This is a genomic window from Niveispirillum irakense DSM 11586, from assembly GCF_000429645.1.
In the GTDB taxonomy this organism is placed as follows: Bacteria; Pseudomonadota; Alphaproteobacteria; order Azospirillales; family Azospirillaceae; genus Niveispirillum; species Niveispirillum irakense.
This window is the reverse complement of sequence record NZ_KE386935.1, coordinates 188,446-208,477: the sequence shown is the minus strand read 5'-3', so window position 1 is coordinate 208,477 and position 20,032 is coordinate 188,446. Positions and strand designations below refer to the sequence as shown.

Annotated in this window: 18 protein-coding genes; 11 read left to right on the top strand and 7 right to left on the bottom strand. The window is 65.2% G+C overall.

The annotated features are described in order from the left end of the window. Window positions 1–73 precede the first annotated feature (73 nt). Genes G473_RS0122955 through G473_RS0122925 form a run of 7 tightly spaced genes read left to right on the top strand, consistent with a single transcriptional unit; the run spans window position 74 to window position 7,226 of the window. Window positions 74–1,942 carry a TonB-dependent receptor plug domain-containing protein gene (locus G473_RS0122955; RefSeq protein ID WP_161631032.1) on the top strand — a complete coding sequence of 623 codons (1,869 nt, stop codon included), beginning with the start codon at window positions 74–76 and terminating at the stop codon, window positions 1,940–1,942. After that, entirely contained in the window at window positions 1,942–2,802 is an 861-nt protein-coding gene (locus G473_RS28495) for an ABC transporter substrate-binding protein (protein ID WP_051330625.1), read from the top strand. The genes G473_RS0122955 and G473_RS28495 overlap by 1 nt, the downstream gene beginning before the upstream one ends. Continuing rightward, window positions 2,799–3,794 (top strand): FecCD family ABC transporter permease, encoded by a 996-nt coding sequence (locus G473_RS0122945; RefSeq protein ID WP_035709034.1) that lies wholly within the window; start codon window positions 2,799–2,801, stop codon window positions 3,792–3,794. Before G473_RS28495 ends, G473_RS0122945 begins: the two co-directional genes overlap by 4 nt. Further along, window positions 3,791–4,576, top strand: a complete 786-nt coding sequence (locus G473_RS0122940; protein ID WP_029015028.1) for an ABC transporter ATP-binding protein — start codon at window positions 3,791–3,793, stop codon at window positions 4,574–4,576. The genes G473_RS0122945 and G473_RS0122940 overlap by 4 nt, the downstream gene beginning before the upstream one ends. Continuing rightward, window positions 4,573–5,106 (top strand): bifunctional adenosylcobinamide kinase/adenosylcobinamide-phosphate guanylyltransferase, encoded by a 534-nt coding sequence (cobU, locus tag G473_RS0122935; RefSeq protein WP_029015027.1) that lies wholly within the window; start codon window positions 4,573–4,575, stop codon window positions 5,104–5,106. Before G473_RS0122940 ends, cobU begins: the two co-directional genes overlap by 4 nt. Then, window positions 5,099–5,716 carry a cob(I)yrinic acid a,c-diamide adenosyltransferase gene (gene cobO / locus G473_RS0122930; RefSeq protein WP_029015026.1) on the top strand — a complete coding sequence of 206 codons (618 nt, stop codon included), beginning with the start codon at window positions 5,099–5,101 and terminating at the stop codon, window positions 5,714–5,716. The genes cobU and cobO overlap by 8 nt, the downstream gene beginning before the upstream one ends. A gap of 22 nt (window positions 5,717–5,738) precedes the next feature. Next, the gene (locus G473_RS0122925; protein ID WP_029015025.1) at window positions 5,739–7,226 is read left to right on the top strand and encodes a cobyric acid synthase; all 1,488 of its coding nucleotides are present in this window, start codon (window positions 5,739–5,741) and stop codon (window positions 7,224–7,226) included. On the opposite strand, the gene cbiB is transcribed toward G473_RS0122925, so the two are convergent. Beyond that, entirely contained in the window at window positions 7,223–8,209 is a 987-nt protein-coding gene (gene cbiB, locus G473_RS0122920; protein WP_245580287.1) for an adenosylcobinamide-phosphate synthase CbiB, read from the bottom strand. The genes G473_RS0122925 and cbiB overlap by 4 nt on opposite strands. On the opposite strand from cbiB, the gene cobD reads away from it, so the two are divergent. Together cobD and G473_RS0122910 are read left to right on the top strand one after the other, a co-directional pair. After that, window positions 8,208–9,254 carry a threonine-phosphate decarboxylase CobD gene (gene cobD / locus G473_RS0122915; protein ID WP_084438563.1) on the top strand — a complete coding sequence of 349 codons (1,047 nt, stop codon included), beginning with the start codon at window positions 8,208–8,210 and terminating at the stop codon, window positions 9,252–9,254. The two genes, cbiB and cobD, sit on opposite strands and share 2 nt — an antisense overlap. Window positions 9,255–9,348: 94 nt before the next feature. Beyond that, complete coding sequence (locus tag G473_RS0122910; RefSeq protein WP_029015022.1) at window positions 9,349–10,590, top strand: SGNH/GDSL hydrolase family protein; 1,242 nt, start codon at window positions 9,349–9,351, stop codon at window positions 10,588–10,590. Window positions 10,591–10,656: 66 nt separating this feature from the next. On the opposite strand, the gene G473_RS0122905 is transcribed toward G473_RS0122910, so the two are convergent. The 6 genes from G473_RS0122905 to G473_RS0122880 form a co-directional block, all read right to left on the bottom strand. Continuing rightward, window positions 10,657–12,090, bottom strand: a complete 1,434-nt coding sequence (locus G473_RS0122905) for a mannose-1-phosphate guanylyltransferase/mannose-6-phosphate isomerase (protein ID WP_029015021.1) — start codon at window positions 12,088–12,090, stop codon at window positions 10,657–10,659. A gap of 98 nt (window positions 12,091–12,188) precedes the next feature. Further along, a complete protein-coding gene (locus G473_RS28490; protein WP_051330623.1) occupies window positions 12,189–13,712 on the bottom strand; it encodes a tetratricopeptide repeat protein in 1,524 nt (507 codons plus the stop codon). A gap of 138 nt (window positions 13,713–13,850) precedes the next feature. Beyond that, window positions 13,851–14,036, bottom strand: coding sequence for a hypothetical protein (locus G473_RS0122895; protein ID WP_029015020.1), 186 nt, complete (start codon window positions 14,034–14,036; stop codon window positions 13,851–13,853). An 85-nt stretch (window positions 14,037–14,121) separates the two neighbouring features. Continuing rightward, a complete protein-coding gene (locus G473_RS0122890) occupies window positions 14,122–14,448 on the bottom strand; it encodes a hypothetical protein (RefSeq protein WP_029015019.1) in 327 nt (108 codons plus the stop codon). A gap of 22 nt (window positions 14,449–14,470) precedes the next feature. Continuing rightward, on the bottom strand, window positions 14,471–16,078 hold the full coding sequence (locus tag G473_RS0122885) for a sigma-54-dependent transcriptional regulator (protein ID WP_084438559.1): 1,608 nt from the start codon (window positions 16,076–16,078) through the stop codon (window positions 14,471–14,473). A 527-nt stretch (window positions 16,079–16,605) separates the two neighbouring features. Then, window positions 16,606–17,049 carry a hypothetical protein gene (locus tag G473_RS0122880; protein ID WP_029015017.1) on the bottom strand — a complete coding sequence of 148 codons (444 nt, stop codon included), beginning with the start codon at window positions 17,047–17,049 and terminating at the stop codon, window positions 16,606–16,608. A gap of 248 nt (window positions 17,050–17,297) precedes the next feature. Here G473_RS0122880 and G473_RS0122875 point away from each other — a divergent pair, with 248 nt between their 5' ends. Further along, window positions 17,298–18,269 carry a KpsF/GutQ family sugar-phosphate isomerase gene (locus G473_RS0122875; RefSeq protein ID WP_245580285.1) on the top strand — a complete coding sequence of 324 codons (972 nt, stop codon included), beginning with the start codon at window positions 17,298–17,300 and terminating at the stop codon, window positions 18,267–18,269. A gap of 177 nt (window positions 18,270–18,446) precedes the next feature. Continuing rightward, window positions 18,447–19,823 carry an L-serine ammonia-lyase gene (locus G473_RS0122870; protein ID WP_029015015.1) on the top strand — a complete coding sequence of 459 codons (1,377 nt, stop codon included), beginning with the start codon at window positions 18,447–18,449 and terminating at the stop codon, window positions 19,821–19,823. Window positions 19,824–20,032: the final 209 nt, after the last annotated feature.

Below are 20,032 nucleotides of genomic sequence, written 5' to 3'. Positions count from 1 at the left end.
GGGCGGATATGACTACCCGCACCTTCCTTCCAGGCTCCGAATTCGTCCTTTTGCGAACGGAGTTCCTGAGTTCATGCGTACTTCACAGACTTTCCGCCGGCATATGCTGCCTGCCCTGGGGCTGGGTGTGCTGATGGCTCCCGCCCTTGCCCTTGATGCCGCCGCCCAGGCCACGACCGAGGTGGCGGAACTGGTGGTCACCGCCAACCGCATCCCGACCGAGGCGTCGCGCGTCGGCTCCAGCGTCAGCATCATCGATGCGGCGGAGATCGAGCGGCGCCAGCAGGTGCAGGTGCTGGACATGCTGAAGCGCGTGCCCGGCGTTTCCATCTCCCGCAATGGCGGTTTCGGCTCCACCTCCACCCTGCGGCTGCGCGGGTCGGAAGCCGGCATGGTCAAGGTTTTGATCGACGGGGTGGAGGTGAATGACGCCGCCGGTGCCAATAATGAGTTCGATTTCAACAGCCTGCTGACGGTTGATATCGAGAAGATCGAGGTGCTGAAAGGCCCGCAGAGCGCGCTTTACGGCAATGACGCCATGGGCGGTGTGATCAATATCATCACCCGCAGCGGCGATGGCGCCCTCCGCTTCACGGCCCTGGCCGAAGCCGGTTCCTACGGTACCTTCCGCCAGCAGGCTGGCGTGTCGGGCCGCAGCGGCAATACCAGCTTCGCGCTGACCGGGAGCAATTTCACCACCGACGGTTTCTCCCGCACTTTCGCCGGGCCGGAAAAGGATGGCAGCGATGCCCGCTCCGTCAGCGGCAAGCTGGGGGTTGAGGCGACGGAGCTGCTGCGCTTCGATTTCAGCGGCGGCTGGTCCTGGCTGGATACGGAATATGATCCGTTTGGCGCCGATGGTGCCGCCGCGCAGGAGAAAGAGACCTGGCAGGGCCGCGCTGCGGCTGATCTGTCACTGCTGGAAGGCAGCTTCACCAGCAATCTCGCCGTCTCTCTCGCCAGCACCAAGCGTGATTTCGACGAACCGACCGGCTGGTACGTTGCCTCCACCTTCGACAGCCTGCGCAAGGCGCTGGACTATCAGGGCAATCTGCATTTCGGGCGCGATACGGCCACCTTCGGCCTGTCGGTGGATGAGGAGGATGCCAAGACCACCAATACAAGCGCCTTTGGTCTTGAACCCGGCATTGACGATGACGTGACCACCAAATCCGCCTTCATCCAGTATCAGGCCCAACTGACCGATGATCTGACCGTCACGGCTGGTGGCCGCGTGGATGATCATGAGGCTTTCGGGTCCAAGGCGACTTACCGGTTCACGGGGGCCTATATCGTCCCGGCAAGCGGCACCATCCTGCGTGCTTCCTACGGCACTGCCTACAAGGCACCGACGCTGTACCAGCTTTACGAGCCCAGCTATGGCAATGCCGACCTGCGACCGGAAGAGGCCAGGGGCATGGATGCCGGCATCGAGCAGCCTTTGCTGGACGGGAAGGTGACGCTGGGCGCCAGCCTTTTCCGTACCCATTATGACAATCTCATCGGCTTCTCCTCTGCCTATGTGAATGTCGCCAAGGCCCGGACGGAAGGCGTGGAACTGACCTTTGAGGCCAAGCCGCTGGAAAGCCTGCTGCTGTCCGCCAATTATACCTATCTTGACGCCACGGACCGGATATCGGGCCGTGACCTGCCCCGCCGCCCGCGCAATACGGTCAATGCCAGCATCGACTGGTACGCCACCGATGCGCTGCTGCTGGGGGCGGCCCTGCGCCATGTCGGCAAGCAGCGGGATACGGCCTCGGCTACCACCGCCATCCTGGACCGCTACACCACGGTGGATGTCACCGCGCGGTGGAAGCTGCGGGAGAGTGTCAGCCTGTTCGGTCGGGTCGAGAATATCGCGGACAAGGAGTATCAGGAAGTTCGCACCTACCGCACGCCGGGCCGGTCGGCCTATGGCGGCGTGTCGGTGAGCTTCTGATGCGGTGGGCGGCCCGATATTTCCTCGCGGCCGCCCTGTCGGTCGCGGGGAGTACCCTGGCGTTGGCGGGGGAGGGGGCGGCGCATCCCCGCGTCGTCTCCCTCTCGCTCTGTACCGACCAGTTCGTGCTGGCACTGGCCGATCCCGGTCAGATTGCCGGGCTGACGGCCAAGGTGGGCGATCCCGTCCTGTCACCCTATGCCGCCCGTGCCGCCGGCCTGCCCTTGCATGATGGCACGGCGGAAACGGTGCTGCTGCTGAAGCCCGATCTGGTCATTGCCGGCACCTTCTCCCGCGGACAGACGGTCACGATGCTGGAACGGTTGGGCGTGCCGGTGCTGCGCCTGCAAACGGCCCGGACCCTGGCCGATATCCCGGCGCAGGTGGAACAGGTGGCCAATGCCTTGGGGCGAGGGCAGGAAGGGGCGGCCCTGGCCGCTGACCTGCGCGCCCGGCTGGTGCCATCCGGCCATAGCCTGGGCACGGCGGCGCTTTACCGGCCAGGGGGAGAAGTGCCGGGCACCCGATCCATCGTCAATGACATGATGGCAGCCGCCGGGCTGACCAATATTGGCGGGCGGATCAGCGGTCGGCCCAATGGAAGGGTGGCGGTGGAAAGCCTGGTGCTGGACCCGCCCGACCTGCTGGTGGTGGATAGCCGCCGCCCCGACCGGCCCGGCATCGGCCAGTCGGTGATGGAACATCCGGCCCTGTCGGGCCAGCATGCCGCCGGTGCCATGGCGGTGGCGGAATTTCCGCTGCTGTACTGGCTGTGCAGCAGCCCGGCTTCCATCGACGGGGTGGGGGTGCTGGCCGGGCGCGCCACCCAGGCCCTGGCGATGCGGGAGGGGGCACAATGAACCGCCGTGACATGATGCTGATCGGCGGCCTGTCGCTGTTGCTGGCCGTGCTGCTGGTTGCCTCCTTCCTGGTCGGCCCGGCACCGATTGCGGCGGGGGATCTGCTTTCCGGACTGATGGGGGGACAGGAAGGGCCGGTGGCCCTGATCGCCCAGGAAATCCGCCTGCCCCGCGCCTTGCTGGGCGCGTTGGTCGGCGCCGCGCTGGGCATGGCGGGGGCGGCCTTGCAAGGCTATCTGCGCAACCCGCTGGCGGAACCGGGATTGATCGGTGCCTCATCGGCTGCGTCCTTCGGGGCGGTGCTGGTGATCTATTTCGGCCTGTCGGCTGCCTATCCGCTGGCCCTGCCGCTGGCGGGCATTGCCGGGGCCGGGGTGGCGGTGCTGCTGATCCAGGGGCTGGCGGGGCGTGATGCGTCGGTGCTGATGCTGATCCTGGCCGGGCTGGCGGTGCAGACCATGGCGGCATCGCTGACCTCGCTGGCGCTGAACCTCGCCCCCAACCCGCATGCGGCCCTGGAAATCGCCTTCTGGCTGCTGGGCAGCCTGACCGACCGCACCATGCAGCATCTGGTCGTGGCATCGCCCTTCATCCTGGCGGGGCTGTTGTTGCTGGCCTCCAGTGGCAAGGCGCTGGATGCGCTGGGCCTGGGGGAGCGGACGGCGGCCAGCATGGGTGTGGATCTCACCTCCCTGCGGCGACGGACCGTGCTGGGCACGGTGCTGGCGGTGGGGGCAGCGGTGTCAGTTACCGGGGCCATTGGCTTTATCGGACTGGTGGTGCCGCATCTGCTGCGCCGGGTGACAGGGCATCAACCTTCCCGCCTGCTTTGGCCCAGTGCGCTGGCCGGGGCCTGCCTGCTGCTGGCGGCCGATCTGGGCGTGCGGCTGGTGCCGACGAATGACGAGTTGAAGCTGGGCGTGGTCACCGGTCTGGTGGGCGCCCCCTTCTTCTTCCACCTGCTGCTGAAGACAAGGGCGGAAATGCGATGAGTATGCTGCAGGCCACTGGGCTTCACGTCGCGCGGGGGGGACGCCCGGTTCTGAACGGTGTGGATTTCGCCGTGGCGGGCGGGGAATGTGTGGGCCTGATCGGCCCGAATGGCGCGGGCAAATCCACGCTGCTCTCCGTGCTGGCCGCCCTGTTGCCCCCGGCGGCGGGGGAGGTGGCGCTGGAAGGCCGCGCGCTGGCCGACTGGCCCCGCCATGAGCGGGCACGCCGCATCGGCTATCTGGAACAGGGGGCCGCCAGCCACTGGCCGCTGCGCGTGGACCGGGTGGTGACCCTGGGCCGCCTGCCCCATGCCGGCCCCTGGGGTGGGGAAGGGGCGGGCGACCGTGCCGCCATCACCCGCGCCATGCGCCAATGCGAGGTGGAAGGGCTGGCTGAGCGCATCGTCACCACCCTGTCCGGCGGGGAGCGGGCGCGGGTGATGCTGGCCCGCGTCCTGGCGGGGGAGCCGTCGATCCTGCTGGCCGATGAGCCGGCGGCGGGCCTGGACCCCCACCACCAGCTTCAGGTGATGGAATTGCTGGCTGGTTTGGCGACCGGGGGCATGGGCGTGGTGGTGGTGCTGCATGATCTCAGCCTCGCCATGCGCTATTGCACCCGGCTGTGCCTGCTGGACGAGGCCGGGCGCGTGGCCGCCGACGGGGTACCGGAAAGCCTGCTTGAAAGCGGGATTATCGAGCAGGTCTATGGGATTGAGCTGCTGCGCGGCAGCCGCGACGGCATCCCTTATGTCCTGCCCTGGAAGCAGCGGGGTATGGGATGAGTGCGTCTGACCTGACCCTGATCCTGGGTGGTGCCCGGTCGGGTAAAAGTGCGCTGGCTGAAGGGCTGGTGACGGCCCTGCCATCCCCCTGGACCTATATTGCCACCGCCCAGACCTGGGACGAGGAGATGCGCCAGCGCGTGCGCCACCATCGCGAAAGCCGGGTGCCCGGCTGGATCACGGTGGAGGAGCCGCTGGACCTGCCCGGTGCGCTGCGTGCCGCCGATGAGGCCGGCCATCCCGTGCTGGTGGATTGCCTGACCCTGTGGCTGACCAACCTGATTTTGCGGGAAGGCGATGTCGATGCCGATAGTGCCGCCCTGCTGGCCGTGCTGCCCACCTTGCGGGTGCCCGTGATCCTGGTTTCCAACGAGGTGGGGCTGGGCATCGTGCCCGATAATCGTCTGTCGCGGGAATTCCGCGACCGGGCGGGCCGGCTGCACCAGGATGTTGCCCGCATCGCTGGTCGCGTGCTGTTTGTTGCCGCCGGCCTGCCTTTGACCCTGAAGGGAGTTCCCGTCCATGGCTGATCCCGTCAATACCGCCGAGGCGGAGCGCCACCGGTTGAAGATGCAGAAGCGCAAGGCGCTGATGGATCGCCGGGTTGCCGAACGCCAGCACGAAAAGGGCCTGCTGATGGTCCATACCGGGCCGGGCAAGGGCAAATCCACCGCCGCCCTGGGGCTGATGCTGCGGGCGGCGGGCCATGGCTTCCGCGTCGGCTTCATCCAGTTCATCAAGGGTGCCTGGGCGACGGGAGAACAGGTGGCGCTGGAACGGTTTGACGATCTGATCGACCATTACGCGATGGGGGAAGGCTTTACCTGGGAAACGCAGGACAAGGCGCGCGATATCGCCGCCGCTGGCCGGGCCTGGGACAAGGCCCGCGCCATGATGGCCGATCCGCGCTATCGGCTGGTGGTGCTGGACGAGATCAATCTGGCACTGCGCTATGATTATCTGCCGGTGGAAGAGGTGGTGGCGACCCTGGTCTCCCGCCGGCCCGACCTGCATGTGCTGGTTACCGGCCGCAATGCCAAGCCGGCCTTGATGGACGCTGCCGATCTGGTGACGGAGTTCCAGGCCGTCAAACATCCGTTCAATGCCGGCATCAAGGCGCAGGCGGGTATTGAGTTTTGATCCTTTCACAATCAGGCCTGTCATGACCCGCCCCCCCGCTTTGATGATCCAGGGCACCGGATCGGATGTTGGCAAGTCGCTGCTGGTGGCAGCCCTGGCGCGGGCCTTTGTGCATCGCGGATTGCGGGTGCGGCCCTTCAAGCCGCAGAACATGTCCAATAATGCTGCCGTCACCCCGGACGGGGGGGAGATCGGGCGGGCGCAGGCCCTGCAGGCGCGGGCCTGCGGGGTTGCGCCCTCTATCCATATGAACCCGGTGCTGCTGAAGCCGCAGAGCGATATCGGCGCCCAGGTCATTGTGCAGGGGCGGATGGTGGGCACGTCGCGCGCTGCCGATTACCAGCGTCGCAAGGGGGAATTGCTGGCTGCCGTGCTGGACAGTTTCACCCGCGTCGGGGAGGGGGCCGATCTGGTGCTGGTGGAAGGGGCCGGCAGCCCGGCGGAGATCAATCTCCGCCCGCGAGACATTGCCAATATGGGCTTTGCCCGGGCCGCGAATGTGCCGGTGATCCTGGCCGGTGATATTGACCGGGGCGGGGTGATCGCCAGCATCGTCGGCACCCATGCCGTGGTGGCACCGGAAGACCGGGCCATGATCCGGGGGTACCTGATCAACAAATTCCGGGGTGATATAAGCCTGTTCGATGATGGGTTGGTGGAGATCACCAACCGTACCGGCTGGCCCTCCTTCGGTGTGCTGCCCTTCCAGCCTGCCGCCGCGCGTCTGCCGGCGGAAGATGCGGTGGTGCTGGACCAATGGCGCACCGGCGGGCCATTGGGGGGCAAGGACGGCAGGCAACTGCGCATCGCCGTTCCCATGCTGTCCCGCATTGCCAATTTCGATGATTTCGATCCGCTGCGGCTGGAACCGTCGGTTGCCATCACCATGGTGCCGCCGGGAAGACCGCTGCCGCTGGATGCCGATCTGATCATCCTGCCCGGCAGCAAGGCGACCATTGCCGACCTTCAGTTTTTCCGTGCCCAGGGCTGGGATATCGACCTGATGGCCCATGTCCGGCGCGGTGGCCATGTGCTGGGCATTTGTGGCGGCTACCAGATGCTGGGCCGCCATATTGACGATCCGGACGGGATTGAGGGGCCGCCCGGCGGGGTGACGGGGCTGGGCCTGCTGGATGTCACCACGGTTCTGACCGGCACCAAGGTGCTGACGGCGGTATCCGGTATCGATGCCAGCGGCACCGTCCCCTTCACGGGCTATGAAATGCATGTCGGCGTCACCCAGGGGCCGGGCCGCGACCGGCCCTTGCTGCATCTGCCGGGCGGGCCGGAAGGGGCCCGCAGTGCCGATGGCCGGATCGCGGGCTGCTATATCCACGGCCTGTTCAATGATGATGGCTTCCGCCGCCATTTCCTGGCCGGCTTTGGCACCATCGCCGGGCTTGCCTATGACAGCACGGTGGATGCTGCGCTGGATGAACTGGCGGCGGCGTGCGAACGGCATCTGGATATGGACGGGCTGCTGCGCTGTGCCCGCCAGCCGGGATGTTAAACCCAGCCCCCCCAGGCCCAGAGCAGCGCCAGCAGCCACAGCAGGCCCAGCGAGCGCACGTAAAGCCGCAGCGCTTTTTCAATGTCGGTGGCCCCGGCATCGGCCCTTCCATCGCCCATCCAATGATCATCCACGACATGGCCGGCATAGCGGCGCGGTCCTGCCAGCCTCAACCCCAGCGCGCCGGCCATGGCCGCTTCCGGCCAGCCGGCATTGGGGCTGCGATGGTGGCGGGCGTCGCGGCGAACGGCAGCCAGGGCGGCGGCCGCGCTGGCTCCCCTGGTCATGCAGGCGGCCCCCGCCAGCAGCAGCGCCGTCAGGCGGGAGGCGGGCAGGTTGACCAGATCGTCCAGCCGGGCGGCCGCCCAGCCGAACGCCTCATGCCGTGGCGTGCGGTGGCCGATCATGCTGTCGGCGGTATTGATCGCCTTATAGGCCAGGATGCCAGGCAGCCCGCCCACGGCCAGCCAGAAGGCCGGTGCCACCACCCCGTCGGAAAAATTCTCCGCCAGGCTTTCAATGGCAGCGCGGGACACGCCGGCCTCGTCCAGGCTTTCCGGATCGCGGCCCACAATATGGGCCACGGCCTGCCGTCCGCCGGTCAGTCCGCCCTTGCGCAACCCTGCCGGCACGGCGGCGACAAACCGGTAAAGGCTGCGCTGGGCCAGCAGGCTGGAGGCCAGCAGCGCCAGCAGCACCATGCCCGGCCATCCGGGCAGCAGTGCCAGCACAAGGGCTTGCAGGCTGATACCGATGGCAACAGCCCCTCCAACCAGGATCACCACGCTGACAATGCCGGCGGCGCGACGGCGGGCGGGGGCTTGGTCTGGCTGGTTCAGATGCCGGTCCAGGGCAGAAATAACTGCGCCGATCCAGACCACCGGATGCCTGATGGCACGGTAGAGCGGATCGGGATATCCGGCCAATGCTTCCAGCAGCAGGGCGAGCGACAGCAATATAGCCAGGGGAAGGGAATCGGTCATGATGGGCCCAGCCATTAGCATGGATCAGCCGGCAGTGCAGCCCCGTCAGGGCGTGCTGGTGCATGGTGGCGATCTGGCCGATGCCGCTTCCCTGTTCCCCCAGGCGCCCGGCCCCTGGATCGACCTTTCCACCGGCATCAACCCCTGGCCCTATCCTGTGCCCGACCTGCCGGGCGCGAGCTGGACCCGTCTGCCGGGCAAGGCGGCGGAAGCGGCCTTGCTGCGTGCTGCGGCGGATGCCTATGGCGTACCGGACCCTGCCTTGCTGGCGGCGGCCCCCGGATCGCAGATCCTGATCCAGACCCTGCCTTTCCTCCGCCTGCCGGGCACGGTTGCCATCCTGTCCCCCACCTATGGTGAACATGCACCGGCCTGGGAACGGGCAGGGCATCAGGTCAGCCTGATCCACACTTTGCCCGACCCGGATAAGGGGCCGCTGCCCGATGTGCTGGTGCTGGTCAATCCCAACAATCCGGATGGCAGGCTGATCGTCCCGGATATCCTGCTGCGCTGGCAGGAAAGGCTGGCCGCCAGAGGCGGATGGCTGGTGGTGGATGAGGCCTTTGCCGATCTGGTGCCGGAAAGCAGCCTTGCCCCGTATGCCGGGCGGGAAGGGCTGGTGATCCTGCGTTCCTTTGGTAAATTTTTCGGGCTGGCCGGGCTGCGGCTGGGCTTTCTGGCAGCGCCCGTCTCCCTGGTGCAGGCGTTGACCGGGAGGCTTGGCCCCTGGGCCGTGCCGGGGCCGGCCCTGGAGCTGGGGGCCATGGCCCTGGCGGATCGGCCCTGGCAAGACAGGATGCGGGGTCAGCTGGCACAGGCACGGGCGGGACTGGATGCGATCCTTGCCGGTGGCGGGCGGGAGATTGTCGGCGGCACCGACCTCTATCGCCTGATCCGTTTGGAAGACGCGCCCGACCTGTTCACCCGGTTGGGACAGGCGGCTATCTGGGTCCGCCGGTTCCCGGACCGCCCGGACTGGCTGCGCTTGGGCTTGCCCCCGGACGTGGCGGCGATGGAACGGCTGGCCGGAGTTTTGCGGCTGTGATTTTTCCACCGCCGGGCCAATCCGGCTTGGCGGTAATTATATGCTTAATATATCCTCCCGCCCGTCAATAAGATTCCATGGGGAAGGAAAGACCATGCGCGTGAACGGCACCCTGCGGAGTGGCATTGCCGCTGCCCTGGCCAGTCTTTTGTTGCTGGGTGGATGCAGCGCCGCCCCGAACGCCGGCAAAGGTTCAGCCGCGGCACCCGTGGCTATTGCGGCCAAGGAAAGCTGGGTTCCGGCCTGGGCCTTGTCGCCCTTGCCGGGCGGAGATACAGCGACCTACGACAATCAGACCGTCCGCCATATCCTGCCGGTTGCCGTGGCCGGCAAGGCTGTTCGCCTGCGTCTTTCCAATGAATTGGGCCGGCAGGATGTGCGCTTTGGTGCCGCCCGTCTGGCCCTGGTGGGGGCGGATGGCACCATCCGGCCCGGCACGGACCGCCCCCTACTGTTTGGTGGGCAGGTGGGTGGCGTGCTGCCGCCGGGGGCACCGCTGTTGAGTGATCCGGTGGCGATTCCGGTGACGGCGGGCGACCGGCTGGCCATCTCCATCCATTATCCGGGCCCGGCCATCGTGGCGGGCCATCGTCCCAATGTCACCATTGCCGGTCCTGGCGATTTGACACAGGCCCCGGTGCTGGTGGGTGAAACCAAGCGGTCGCCGACGCTGGTGGCGTCGGTGGAGGTGCAGGCAGCCGCCCCGGCGCCGGTGCTGGTCGCCATTGGTGACAGCATCACGGAAGGCGACGTGACCCATGCCAAGCCGGCTGGCACTTATCCCGCCAAGCTGGCGACCCTGCTGGCCGCGCGCGGTGGCGATGCCGGTCGCCTTGTCGTGTTGAACCAGGGCATTTCCGGTAACCGTCTGCTGCGCGACAATGCCGGCGCCAACCTGCTGGCCCGTTTCGATCGTGATGCCCTGGCCCCGGCCGGGGTGACGGATATCGTGCTGCTGATCGGCATCAATGATATCGGCAATGGTTTCCGCCGCCCGCCTGAAGCGGTAACGGCTTCTGAACTGATCCATGGCCTGTCGCAATTACGCGACCGCGCCCACGCCCAGGGCGTGCGCATCCATATCGGCACCATCATGCCTTATGAGGGGGCGAACTATTATTCCCCGCAGGGTGAAGCCATCCGGCAGGAGGTGAATGCCTGGATACGGCGGAACGAGGGCTTTGACGGTGTGGTCGATTTAGACGAGGCGATGCGCGACCCTGCCAAGCCCGGACAGCTTTTGCCGGCCTATGATGTGGGTGACAAGCTGCACCCCAGCGATGCCGGCTATGCCGCCATGGCCAAAGCCGTGGATCGCGCCCTGTTCGGGAGGTGACGTGTCGGTGCCCTTGTCCGGCCCGCTGATGTCCGGCCCGCTGACAGGCCGGACAAGGGGGAGCTATCAAATACGGCCGTAATGGTCTTCAATCCGGACCACATCATCGGCGCCCAGATAATCGCCGGTCTGCACTTCGACCAGACAGAGGTCACTGGTGCCGGCATTCTCCAGCCGGTGGGGGATGCCGGCGGGGATGAATAGGGATTCGTTCACATGCAGCACGCGCTGTTCGTCCCCCAGTGTCACCAGGGCTTCCCCTCGCACCACGACCCAATGTTCGGCGCGGTGCTGGTGGCGTTGTAGGGAAATCTTATGGCCGGGATGGATGGTCAGCCGGTTGACCAGGAAACCCGGTCCGTCATGCAACCGGTGAACATAGCCCCAGGGGCGATAGGTGCGGCGATGTTCAAGCCGTTCCTTCCGCCCTTCATGCTTCAGCCGGTCCACGACGGCCTTCACCTCCTGCACGCGGGAGCGGTTGGCCACCAGGACCGCATCCTCCGTCACCACGACGGTCAGATTGTCCACGCCAACCAGGGCGGTCAGGCCGGCATCGCTGCGGACCAGATTGTCATGGGCATCGACCAGGATCGCATCGCCGCTGACGGCGTTACCCGTCTCATCCTTTTGCGCGATGTCCCACAGGGCCGACCAGGCACCAACATCCGTCCAGCCGATATCACAGGGCACGACGGCGGCGCGGTCGGTCTTTTCCATCACCGCGAAATCAAGCGAGATATTGGGTGCCTGGGCAAAGGTCTTGTTCTCAAGCCGCAGGAAGTCCAGGTCATGCGATGCCGCTTCCAGCGCAATTTCCGCCGTATATGCAACTTCCGGCGCCAGCCGCGCCAACTCCTCCAGGAAATCTTGGGCCCGGAACAGGAACATGCCGCTGTTCCAGAGATGACGGCCACCGGCTACATAGGATTGAGCCACGGTAAGAGCAGGTTTCTCCGCGAATTGCTGCACGCGGAAAGCCTTGTCGGACAGCGCGTCGCCCTTCTCGATATAGCCATAGCCGGTTTCAGGGCTGGTCGGACGGATGCCGAAAGTGACCAGCATCCCTGTCGCCGCCGTTTGTGCACCCGCCATCACCGCTTCATGAAAGGCGGCGGCATTCAAAATCGCATGATCAGCGGGCAATAGCAGAACCATCGCATCCGGATGTTCCCGCCTTGCCAGCAATGCGGCGATGGCGGCAGCCGGCGCCGTATTACGACCGCACGGTTCCAGCACCAGATGGGTTGGCTGCACGCCAGCCTGCATCATCTGTTCGGCGATGGCGAAACGATGTTCCTGATTGCAGATAATGATCGGATCAGCAAAGCCATGGTCCCGGCCAACCCGCAATGCCGTTTCCTGGATCATCGTCTGGTCGCCGCACAAAGGCAGCAACTGCTTGGGATACCGCTCGCGGGAAACAGGCCAGAGGCGGGACCCTGACCCGCCGGACAGCAGCACCGGAATGATGGGCGCGGCAAAATTCTCGTTGCTCATGAATAGAAACCGCATTCAGCAAAGGTCAGGCGGCGGGAGAGTGCCCCGCCGTTTTAGTGAAAGGCAAGCCTTATGAGTGGGGTTTCCCCGGCCTCTCGTCAGAGGCGGCGGCCCACGGCGATTACCCCTTCAACAGGTTGGCCGCTTTCATGGCGCAGCACACATGGCGTGATTTCCAGGATCTGGAAACCGGCCTCGGTCAAGGTCTGCTGGATATAAGCTGGCTGGTGGGCGTAGCGTCCGCTGGGACCCAGGCGATAGGGAACTTCGCCGCTTGTCGCCTCTACGGTGCCGATGATCAGACCCCCCTTGTGCAGGCTGCCGGCGGCGGCGCGGAAAAGGGCGGTCACATCACCGAAATAGCACAGCACATCACCGAACGCGGCAACATCGAAACTATCCGGGCAGGCGATCAGGAAGGCTTCCAGTTCCGCCTGCTCCAGCCGGTCATAGATGCCACGCCGGTCAGCCTGACGCAGCATGCCCAGTGACAAATCCACACCGATCAATTGCCGGGCATAATCACGCAGGACGGTGCCGGACAGGCCCGTGCCGCAACCGGCATCCAGCACGTCCAGCGCGCCCGTGGCCTCGCCGGCATGGCGGGCCATGGCCCCGGCAATCAGGGTTGGTCCCTGATATCCAAGCGAGCCGATCATCTCGTCGAACCGCTTGGAAGAAGCGTCGAACATCTGGGCCACGTAATTATCGGCGGCCCGATCCGGGACGGGCGCCAGCCCCAGGGCCGCCATCGTGTGGGTGAGAACGGGTGTCTCCCCGGCCACGCGCCGCCAGCGATCCAGCAGATCGCGCAGGCCGGCTTCGTTACCTTCCTTGGCCAGGGCGGCCGCGACGGAACCAAGCTCAATCTGTGCGGCCGCATGGTCCGGGGCCAGAACCAGCGCACGCAGCACCGATTCCGCAGCCAGATCGGTGCGCCCACGTCCACGCCAGGCCAACGACAGGTTGACATGTATGGAGGGGTTGGTCGGTTCGAAGGACAAGGCCCGGCCATAGCAGGCGATCGCTTCGTCGAACTCTCCAACCTCCAGCAGCACGACGGCGAGATTGGAATGGGTCTGTGCCAGATCGGGGCGCAGGGCCAGGGCGTGGCGGAACTGGATTACCGCCTCCTCCTGCCGGCCCAGGCGGCGCAGGGCCAGCCCCAGATTGCTGGCGGCTTCGGCATAGTCGGGCCTGGCTTTCAGGGCATTGCCGTAATGCTCGCAGGCAATCTCGAACTCCCCGATCTCAAAGAACAGGGTGCCCAGATTATAATAGGCTTCCGCAAAAAGCGGCTCCCGCTCCAGCGCATCCACATAATGGGTGGCGGCATCATGGGCGCGGCCCTGGGCCTGGGCCACGGCACCCTGGTTGAAATGGTAGATGGGGTTTTCCGGCTCCAGCGCGGCGGCAGCGGCATAGGCTTGCGTCGCCCCATCCAGATCGCCCAGCGATTCCAGGGCCACACCCAGATCGGCGCGCAGGGCCGCGTCGCCGGGATCGTCCAGGATGGCTTCCCGCAGCAGCGGCACTGCGGCGGCGAAATCACTGGCATCCAGTGCCGCACGCGCCGCCTGCACCGGGTTGGCCGTGCCGCCGCCCGAACCGAAATCGCTCATTGCCAACGTCCCCTCATCCCGGCCACCGGATGCTCTGTCCGGTCGGCTGAACCGCCAAATGCGTGCCAGGATAACGGGTTGTAGCGCGGGATGATAGTACCCTGCGAAGACAGGGGACCCAGCCGCGCTGCGCTGGGGTCAGGCCAGCAGATCGACGATCTGGCCGCGCCCTTCGGTGGCGGCTGGCATTGTGCCGGTCTGGAGGGCCTGGGTTGTCTGCTGCATCTGGTCAGCGGACTGGCGTAACTGCTCCACCTGCACATTGCCAAGCGTCTGCAGCAGGCTGAGGGCTGAGGCATAGCCGGCTGTGGATGAAACGCTCATGACCCCTCCCTTCGATAATGAAGCATCGCCATCATAGCCCATCCGTTCCCGGCCGTGAACCAGCGGGAACGGATATATCAGCGGCTCAGCCCAGCGTGCTCATGATGGAAAAGCACAGCGCATCGCCCTGGGCGTGGATGGTCTTCAGCGCATCCTTGGGCAAAGGGATTTTCTTTTCCCGGCAATAGGCCACGATCAGGCGGGCGAGCTGATAGCTCTCCACCTCCAATTCGGCATAGTGACCCGGTCGCTGGGCCGCCTCGCTCTGGATACGGATGGACGGGGGCGGCCCTTCCACCACCTGGATGCGGGTGATCCGGCGGCTGCGGTCGAATCCATCGACCGGCACGGACTGGAAGACGAGCTTCAGTTCGTCGTTGGAAAAGATGATGTGCCGGATCTCGGTGATCATGGCTGCTCTCTGACCCCCGGGCTCAACCCGCCCGTTTCTTCTGGCGACGACGATAGATGGTGCAGGGATTGATTTCCAACAGGACGGCAGCGCGGGTGATATTGCCGCCGCACAACTGGATCGCATTTTCAATCGCCTCTTCTTCCACCATCCAAAGCGGCCGGATCTGTCGTTCCGGATCATTGGAAGGAAGAGGGGGGGGAGGAAGAGGGGGTTGGGATATGGCTGTTTGTGTCGGCCCTGGCGGCGTCTGCGGTGGCGGTGCTCCTGCCCCCGGCACAGTCACCGGCGTGCCGGGCAGGCCCAACGCGGCAAAGGGATTGCCGCCGGGGCCCGCCAGCCCCATCGGCCCGGCCAGCGGCCCCACCATGGAAGCCCAGCGCGGGTCCTGCAATAAAGGCGGGACGATCATGGTTGGCTTGTTCAGGGGCGGGGGCAGCATGAAGGGCTGGATCTCCTCCCCCTCATTCAGCACCACCACATTGCGCACGACATTCAGCAACTGGCGTACATTGCCGGGCCAGCCATAGGTGCGCAGAATTTCTTCTGCTTCAGGGCTGAAACCCTTGAATGCCTTGCTCTCTTCCCGACCGTACCGGGTCAGGAAATGCCGTGCGATCAGCAGCACATCCTCCCCCCGTTCCCGCAAGGGGGGCAGTTCGATGGAGATTACCTGCAGGCGATAGAAAAGATCTTCGCGGAAACGGCCGGCCTGCACTTCGGCATAAGGGTCGCGGTTGGTGGCGCAGACGATGCGCACATCCACCGGTTCCAGCTTCTCCGACCCCACCTTCTTGACCATGCCGGTCTGCAGGAAACGCAGCAGCTTGGCCTGCAGGGACAGGTCCATCTCCCCGATCTCATCCAGGAACAGGGTGCCGCCATCGGCCTGCAGGGCTGCGCCGGCATGATCGGATGTCGCGCCCGTGAAAGCCCCTTTCACATGGCCGAAAATCTCCGATTCCATCAAATCCTTGGGGATGGCGGCGCAGTTGACGGCGATGAAAGGTCCGCCCCCGCGCGGGCTGCGGCGGTGGATGGCCTCAGCACAGACTTCCTTGCCGGTACCGCTCTCCCCGGTAATGAAGACGGTGGCCTTGGAAGGGGCTGCCGCCTCAATCAGCCGGTAGGCAGCCTTCATGGGTGGGGACGCGCCAATGAAGCCGTAGAAGGAGCTGCCATCTCCGACCGCAGGCTCCGCAACCGCCGCCTTGGCCCCCCGCCGTTTACGGGGGGATGCAGCGCTGCTGGCCGCGGCACTGGCGGTTGCCAGCGCGGCACTGACGGCACTGCGCAATCGATCTGTGCCAACGGGCAGCAGAAGGACATCGCTGACCCCCGCGCGCATCGCTTCCACCGCTACCTGTACCGACCCCTGCGCCGTCAGGGCGATGGCGCGCTCCGCCTGGCCGGCATTTATCAGGTCGCGCACCAGTTCCGTGCCGGGGTGGTCGGGTAATTGCAGGTTAACGAGGATCAGATCAGCCAGATCGCTTCCCAGCGCCTGCCGGGCAGCCCGCGCATTCTCCACGACGGACAGGTCATATCCATCGCGTTTCAGGGCGTTGACATACGCCAGCGCCAGCGACGGCGCCGGTTCAACGATCAGGATGCGCGGGGCGTTGCTCATGACCATATATTTTCACGCGGCATTGCAAAAGGCAACAATCTGTTGATCTCCAGAACTGTTTTTGCGAATTGCAAAGGGTTCCCCTCATTGGCTGCCTGCAGGCGCTTAAAGCCCCCGACTTGACGTGCCGATGTTTTCGGCCCGGTTCTTGCTTGGAACCGGATTGGAAGGGCATACCGTTTTGCCGACCGGCAGGGGTGGGTGATTATACCAATTCCTGCTGGCGACCGCCCCAAGGGAAAGCGGCGTGTCCTTCGCCTTTTCTGTTTCCGGTGCCGGTTCCCTTGCGGATTGGTGCCGGGTCGGGGGATCACTCCCTCGGCATTGGCCGGTTTTGTGCTGCCGGGCCCACTTTTCGGTTCAGGGCGAAAGCACCAACTGGGGTGCGGTTGCTGTCGTCAGATCGTAACCGCACCCCGATTTTCCCGGCAGGGGGCTGCAATTATTGCCCGGCAGTATGGTCGGGCAACAGCTTGGCGGGCGGAAAAATTTGCCGGGGGGGCAATCATTGAGATGAGGCGATGCTCTCACTCCTCCTCCGCATCCGCATAGGGGAAGGCGCCGGGGGGCGTGCGGCTGTCGGAGCGGAAGCGCCAGACCTTCCGCTCCGTGAATTCCAGTTGGCCGCTGGACAGTTGGTCCATGATCGCTATTGCGATGGCCGCTTTCAGCTTGGCGGCCCAAGGCGCCATGGCTTTGGCGGGACTGTGCAGATAGGCGGCGGAATAGAGGGTATGGGCCACGCCCTCGGCATGCTGGTTCATGAAGCGGACGACTTGATCGGCGCATTCTGCTGGTTCCAGTACCGGTTCTATGCCCGCTGCGGCGGCGGCCAGAACGGGAAAGGTCAGGTGGGTGCGTTCATCCATCCCGGCATGCTGGGCCAGCGCGTCGGCCACCTTGGACAGATAGATGGCCCGGTCGGCCGGCAGGTCGCGAAGGGCGAGGTCGAGAATCTGACGATGATTCATTCCAGCTACCGTGACGGTCCGTGATATCCGGTGGGGTGGGCGATCAAGGGTGCATGGAACAGCGTTCCCGATCAAGCGGCCTGCCATCTTCAACCATTCATTCTGTTCGCCGCCTTTTTTCCGCCGTCTCTGCGCGGCACATCAGGGGGGCTGAACGGAAGCTGGTGGAAATTCCAATCCGGTCCCATATAAGCGGCCATGGATAGGTGCCGGCAGGTCCGGCACGATGGGAAGAGGTTTTGCAAAGAATGACGGGGCAGGGCATGCAGGAGCCGGCGCATCGCATTGGCCAGGAGGCCATCGCGGCGGAAATCGAAGGTCTGCGTCTGCTGCAGGAAAGCCTGGGTGATCGGTTTGATCAGGCGGTGGAGATGATCCTGGCCCGCCGGGGCCGCAGCTTTGTCGCTGGTATCGGCAAAAGCGGCCATGTCGCGCGCAAGATCGCCGCCACGCTCGCTTCCACCGGCACGCCGGCCTATTTCATCCATCCGGCAGAGGCCAGCCATGGCGATCTGGGTATGATCGGCCCGGATGATCTGGTGATTGCGCTCTCCAATTCCGGCGAAACGCAGGAGCTTTCCGACCTGCTGCATTATTGCGGTCGCTGGAACATCCCCCTGGTCGGCATGACCAGCCGGGGGGATTCAGCGCTGGCCAAGGCGTCCACCCATCCGCTGATCGTGCCGCGCGCGCCGGAAGCCTGTGCCGTGGGCATGGCGCCCACCACCTCCACCACCATGATGATGGCGTTGGGCGACGCGCTGGCGGTGGCATTGATGACGCGGCGCGGCTTCACCGCTGATAATTTCCGCAATTTCCACCCCGGTGGCCGTCTGGGCCAGACCCTGATGCGGGTTGATAACCTGATGCGCAGTGGCGAGGCGCTGCCGCTGTCTTCCCGTGATGCCAGCATGTCCGACGTGCTGCTGGAGATCACATCTAAAAGCCTGGGCTGTGCCGGCATTCTGGATGAAGGTGGAAATCTGGTTGGCGTCATTACCGATGGCGATCTGCGTCGCCACATGCGGCCCGATCTCCTTTCCTTGAAAGCATCGGACGTGATGAGCAACCGTCCCCGGACCACCAGCCCCGAAGCGCTGGTGGGTGAGGCGCTGGCCCGGATGAACCGGGAAGGTATCACCAACCTGTTCGTTGCTGCCGAAGGCAAGCCCATTGGCATCATCACGATGCATGATTGCCTGCGCGCCGGTTTCAGCTAAGCGCGGCGCTTCCGTTCCCCACCACCATACCATCACTCGCCTGTCCGACAGGCGGTGACGGCTGATAGCCACCCATGCTAAGAGGCGGGCGGAAGCGGGTGCTTGCGCCCGTTTCGCAATCCATATGCCAAGCCCGGTCAACGGGCCCTTAAGAATACCCAAGAAGGGTGGAATGAAATGACCGTCAGTGTGTTCGATCTGTTCAAGATCGGTGTCGGTCCCTCCAGCTCCCATACGATGGGGCCGATGACGGCGGCATGGCGCTTTGCCGACCGGCTGGCCGTACAGGGGCTGTTGCAGCGGACAAGCCGCGTGACCGTGGCGCTTTATGCGTCGCTTGCTTTGACCGGGAAAGGCCATGCCACCGACCGCGCGGCGATGATCGGTCTGGCCGGTTTCCTGCCCGCCGATGTCGATCCCGATGCGTCGGACCTGCTGGTAGCGGGGATCGAAGGCGGGGCAGCGATGATGCTGGCCGGTCGCCATCCCATCAGCTTCCAACCGGAACGGGATATCCTGTGGTTGGGGAGCGAACGGCTGGCCTACCATCCCAATGGCATCCTGTTCACCGCCTATGATGCGGACGGGGAGATGCTGGCCCAGCGCACCTTCTTCTCCGTTGGCGGCGGTTTCGTGGTGGATGAGGATGAGGCGCGGGCCAACCAGCCCGCCGAGGCCGGCCCGGCCATGCCCTATCAATATGCCACGGCGGATGAGTTGCTGAAGCTGGCGGCGGAGAAGGGGCTGACCATTGCCGAACTGGTGATGGAGAATGAATGCGCCCTGCGCTCCCCAGCCGAGGTGCGGGACGGGCTGGACCGGATCTGGGCGGCCATGGATGCCTGCATCGAACGCGGCAGCCGGCAGACCGGCATCCTGCCCGGTGGCTTGAATGTCCGACGCCGTGCCGCCCGGCTTTTGGCCGAGTTGCAGGCCAAACAGGAACGGATGCTGACCGATCCCTTGTCGGCGCTGGACTGGATCAACCTCTGGGCTCTGGCCGTGAATGAGGAGAATGCCGCCGGCGGCAAGGTGGTGACCAGCCCGACCAATGGGGCAGCGGGCATCGTGCCGGCGGTCTTGCGTTATTATGACCGGTTCTGCGGCGGCACCCGCCAGGGGCGGCATACCTTCTTGCTGACGGCGGCGGCCATTGGCGGGCTTTACAAGCGCAACGCCTCCATCTCCGCTGCGGAGGTGGGGTGCCAGGGCGAAGTGGGCGTGGCCTGTTCCATGGCGGCGGGCGGTCTGGTTGCGGCCCAGGGTGGCAATAATGCCCAGATCGAAAATGCCGCCGAGATCGGCATGGAGCATAATCTGGGCCTGACCTGCGACCCGATCAAAGGGCTGGTGCAAATCCCCTGTATCGAACGCAACGCCATGGGGGCCATCAAAGCCATCGACGCGGCGCGGCTGGCCCTGATGGGCGATGGCACGCACCATGTCTCCCTGGACCGGGTGATCGAGACAATGCGCCGGACCGGGGCGGATATGAGCGAACGCTACAAGGAAACGTCGCTTGGCGGGCTGGCCGTCAACCTGCCGGAATGTTGAGGGGGAGGTGCTGTAGTGTGGGGGGGTGGCGGACAGCTTGCCGGGTTCGGGCGCCTGCAAGCGAGCCACCATTTGCAGCCCTCTGGATTGCTTCGAGGGAGCGGGCCGTTAAAACGGGAAGGAGGAAGCCGGGGGGCGTCGGGCCGATCACAAGCTACTATAATTTCTCGCACTATTCACCATCCCAAGGTTCAGAATACACGTCCTTT

What these genes read in the sequence shown, in the direction of transcription:
- G473_RS0122955 (WP_161631032.1), top strand. Translation starts at nt 74, where the DNA reads ATGCGTACTTCACAGACTTTCCGCCGGCATATGCTGCCTGCCCTGGGG.
- G473_RS28495 (WP_051330625.1), top strand. Translation starts at nt 1,942, where the DNA reads ATGCGGTGGGCGGCCCGATATTTCCTCGCGGCCGCCCTGTCGGTCGCG.
- G473_RS0122945 (WP_035709034.1), top strand. Translation starts at nt 2,799, where the DNA reads ATGAACCGCCGTGACATGATGCTGATCGGCGGCCTGTCGCTGTTGCTG.
- G473_RS0122940 (WP_029015028.1), top strand. Translation starts at nt 3,791, where the DNA reads ATGAGTATGCTGCAGGCCACTGGGCTTCACGTCGCGCGGGGGGGACGC.
- cobU (WP_029015027.1), top strand. Translation starts at nt 4,573, where the DNA reads ATGAGTGCGTCTGACCTGACCCTGATCCTGGGTGGTGCCCGGTCGGGT.
- cobO (WP_029015026.1), top strand. Translation starts at nt 5,099, where the DNA reads ATGGCTGATCCCGTCAATACCGCCGAGGCGGAGCGCCACCGGTTGAAG.
- G473_RS0122925 (WP_029015025.1), top strand. Translation starts at nt 5,739, where the DNA reads ATGACCCGCCCCCCCGCTTTGATGATCCAGGGCACCGGATCGGATGTT.
- cobD (WP_084438563.1), top strand. Translation starts at nt 8,208, where the DNA reads ATGATGGGCCCAGCCATTAGCATGGATCAGCCGGCAGTGCAGCCCCGT.
- cbiB (WP_245580287.1), bottom strand. Translation starts at nt 8,209, where the DNA reads ATGACCGATTCCCTTCCCCTGGCTATATTGCTGTCGCTCGCCCTGCTG.
- G473_RS0122910 (WP_029015022.1), top strand. Translation starts at nt 9,349, where the DNA reads ATGCGCGTGAACGGCACCCTGCGGAGTGGCATTGCCGCTGCCCTGGCC.
- G473_RS0122905 (WP_029015021.1), bottom strand. Translation starts at nt 12,090, where the DNA reads ATGAGCAACGAGAATTTTGCCGCGCCCATCATTCCGGTGCTGCTGTCC.
- G473_RS28490 (WP_051330623.1), bottom strand. Translation starts at nt 13,712, where the DNA reads ATGAGCGATTTCGGTTCGGGCGGCGGCACGGCCAACCCGGTGCAGGCG.
- G473_RS0122895 (WP_029015020.1), bottom strand. Translation starts at nt 14,036, where the DNA reads ATGAGCGTTTCATCCACAGCCGGCTATGCCTCAGCCCTCAGCCTGCTG.
- G473_RS0122890 (WP_029015019.1), bottom strand. Translation starts at nt 14,448, where the DNA reads ATGATCACCGAGATCCGGCACATCATCTTTTCCAACGACGAACTGAAG.
- G473_RS0122885 (WP_084438559.1), bottom strand. Translation starts at nt 16,078, where the DNA reads ATGAGCAACGCCCCGCGCATCCTGATCGTTGAACCGGCGCCGTCGCTG.
- G473_RS0122880 (WP_029015017.1), bottom strand. Translation starts at nt 17,049, where the DNA reads ATGAATCATCGTCAGATTCTCGACCTCGCCCTTCGCGACCTGCCGGCC.
- G473_RS0122875 (WP_245580285.1), top strand. Translation starts at nt 17,298, where the DNA reads ATGACGGGGCAGGGCATGCAGGAGCCGGCGCATCGCATTGGCCAGGAG.
- G473_RS0122870 (WP_029015015.1), top strand. Translation starts at nt 18,447, where the DNA reads ATGACCGTCAGTGTGTTCGATCTGTTCAAGATCGGTGTCGGTCCCTCC.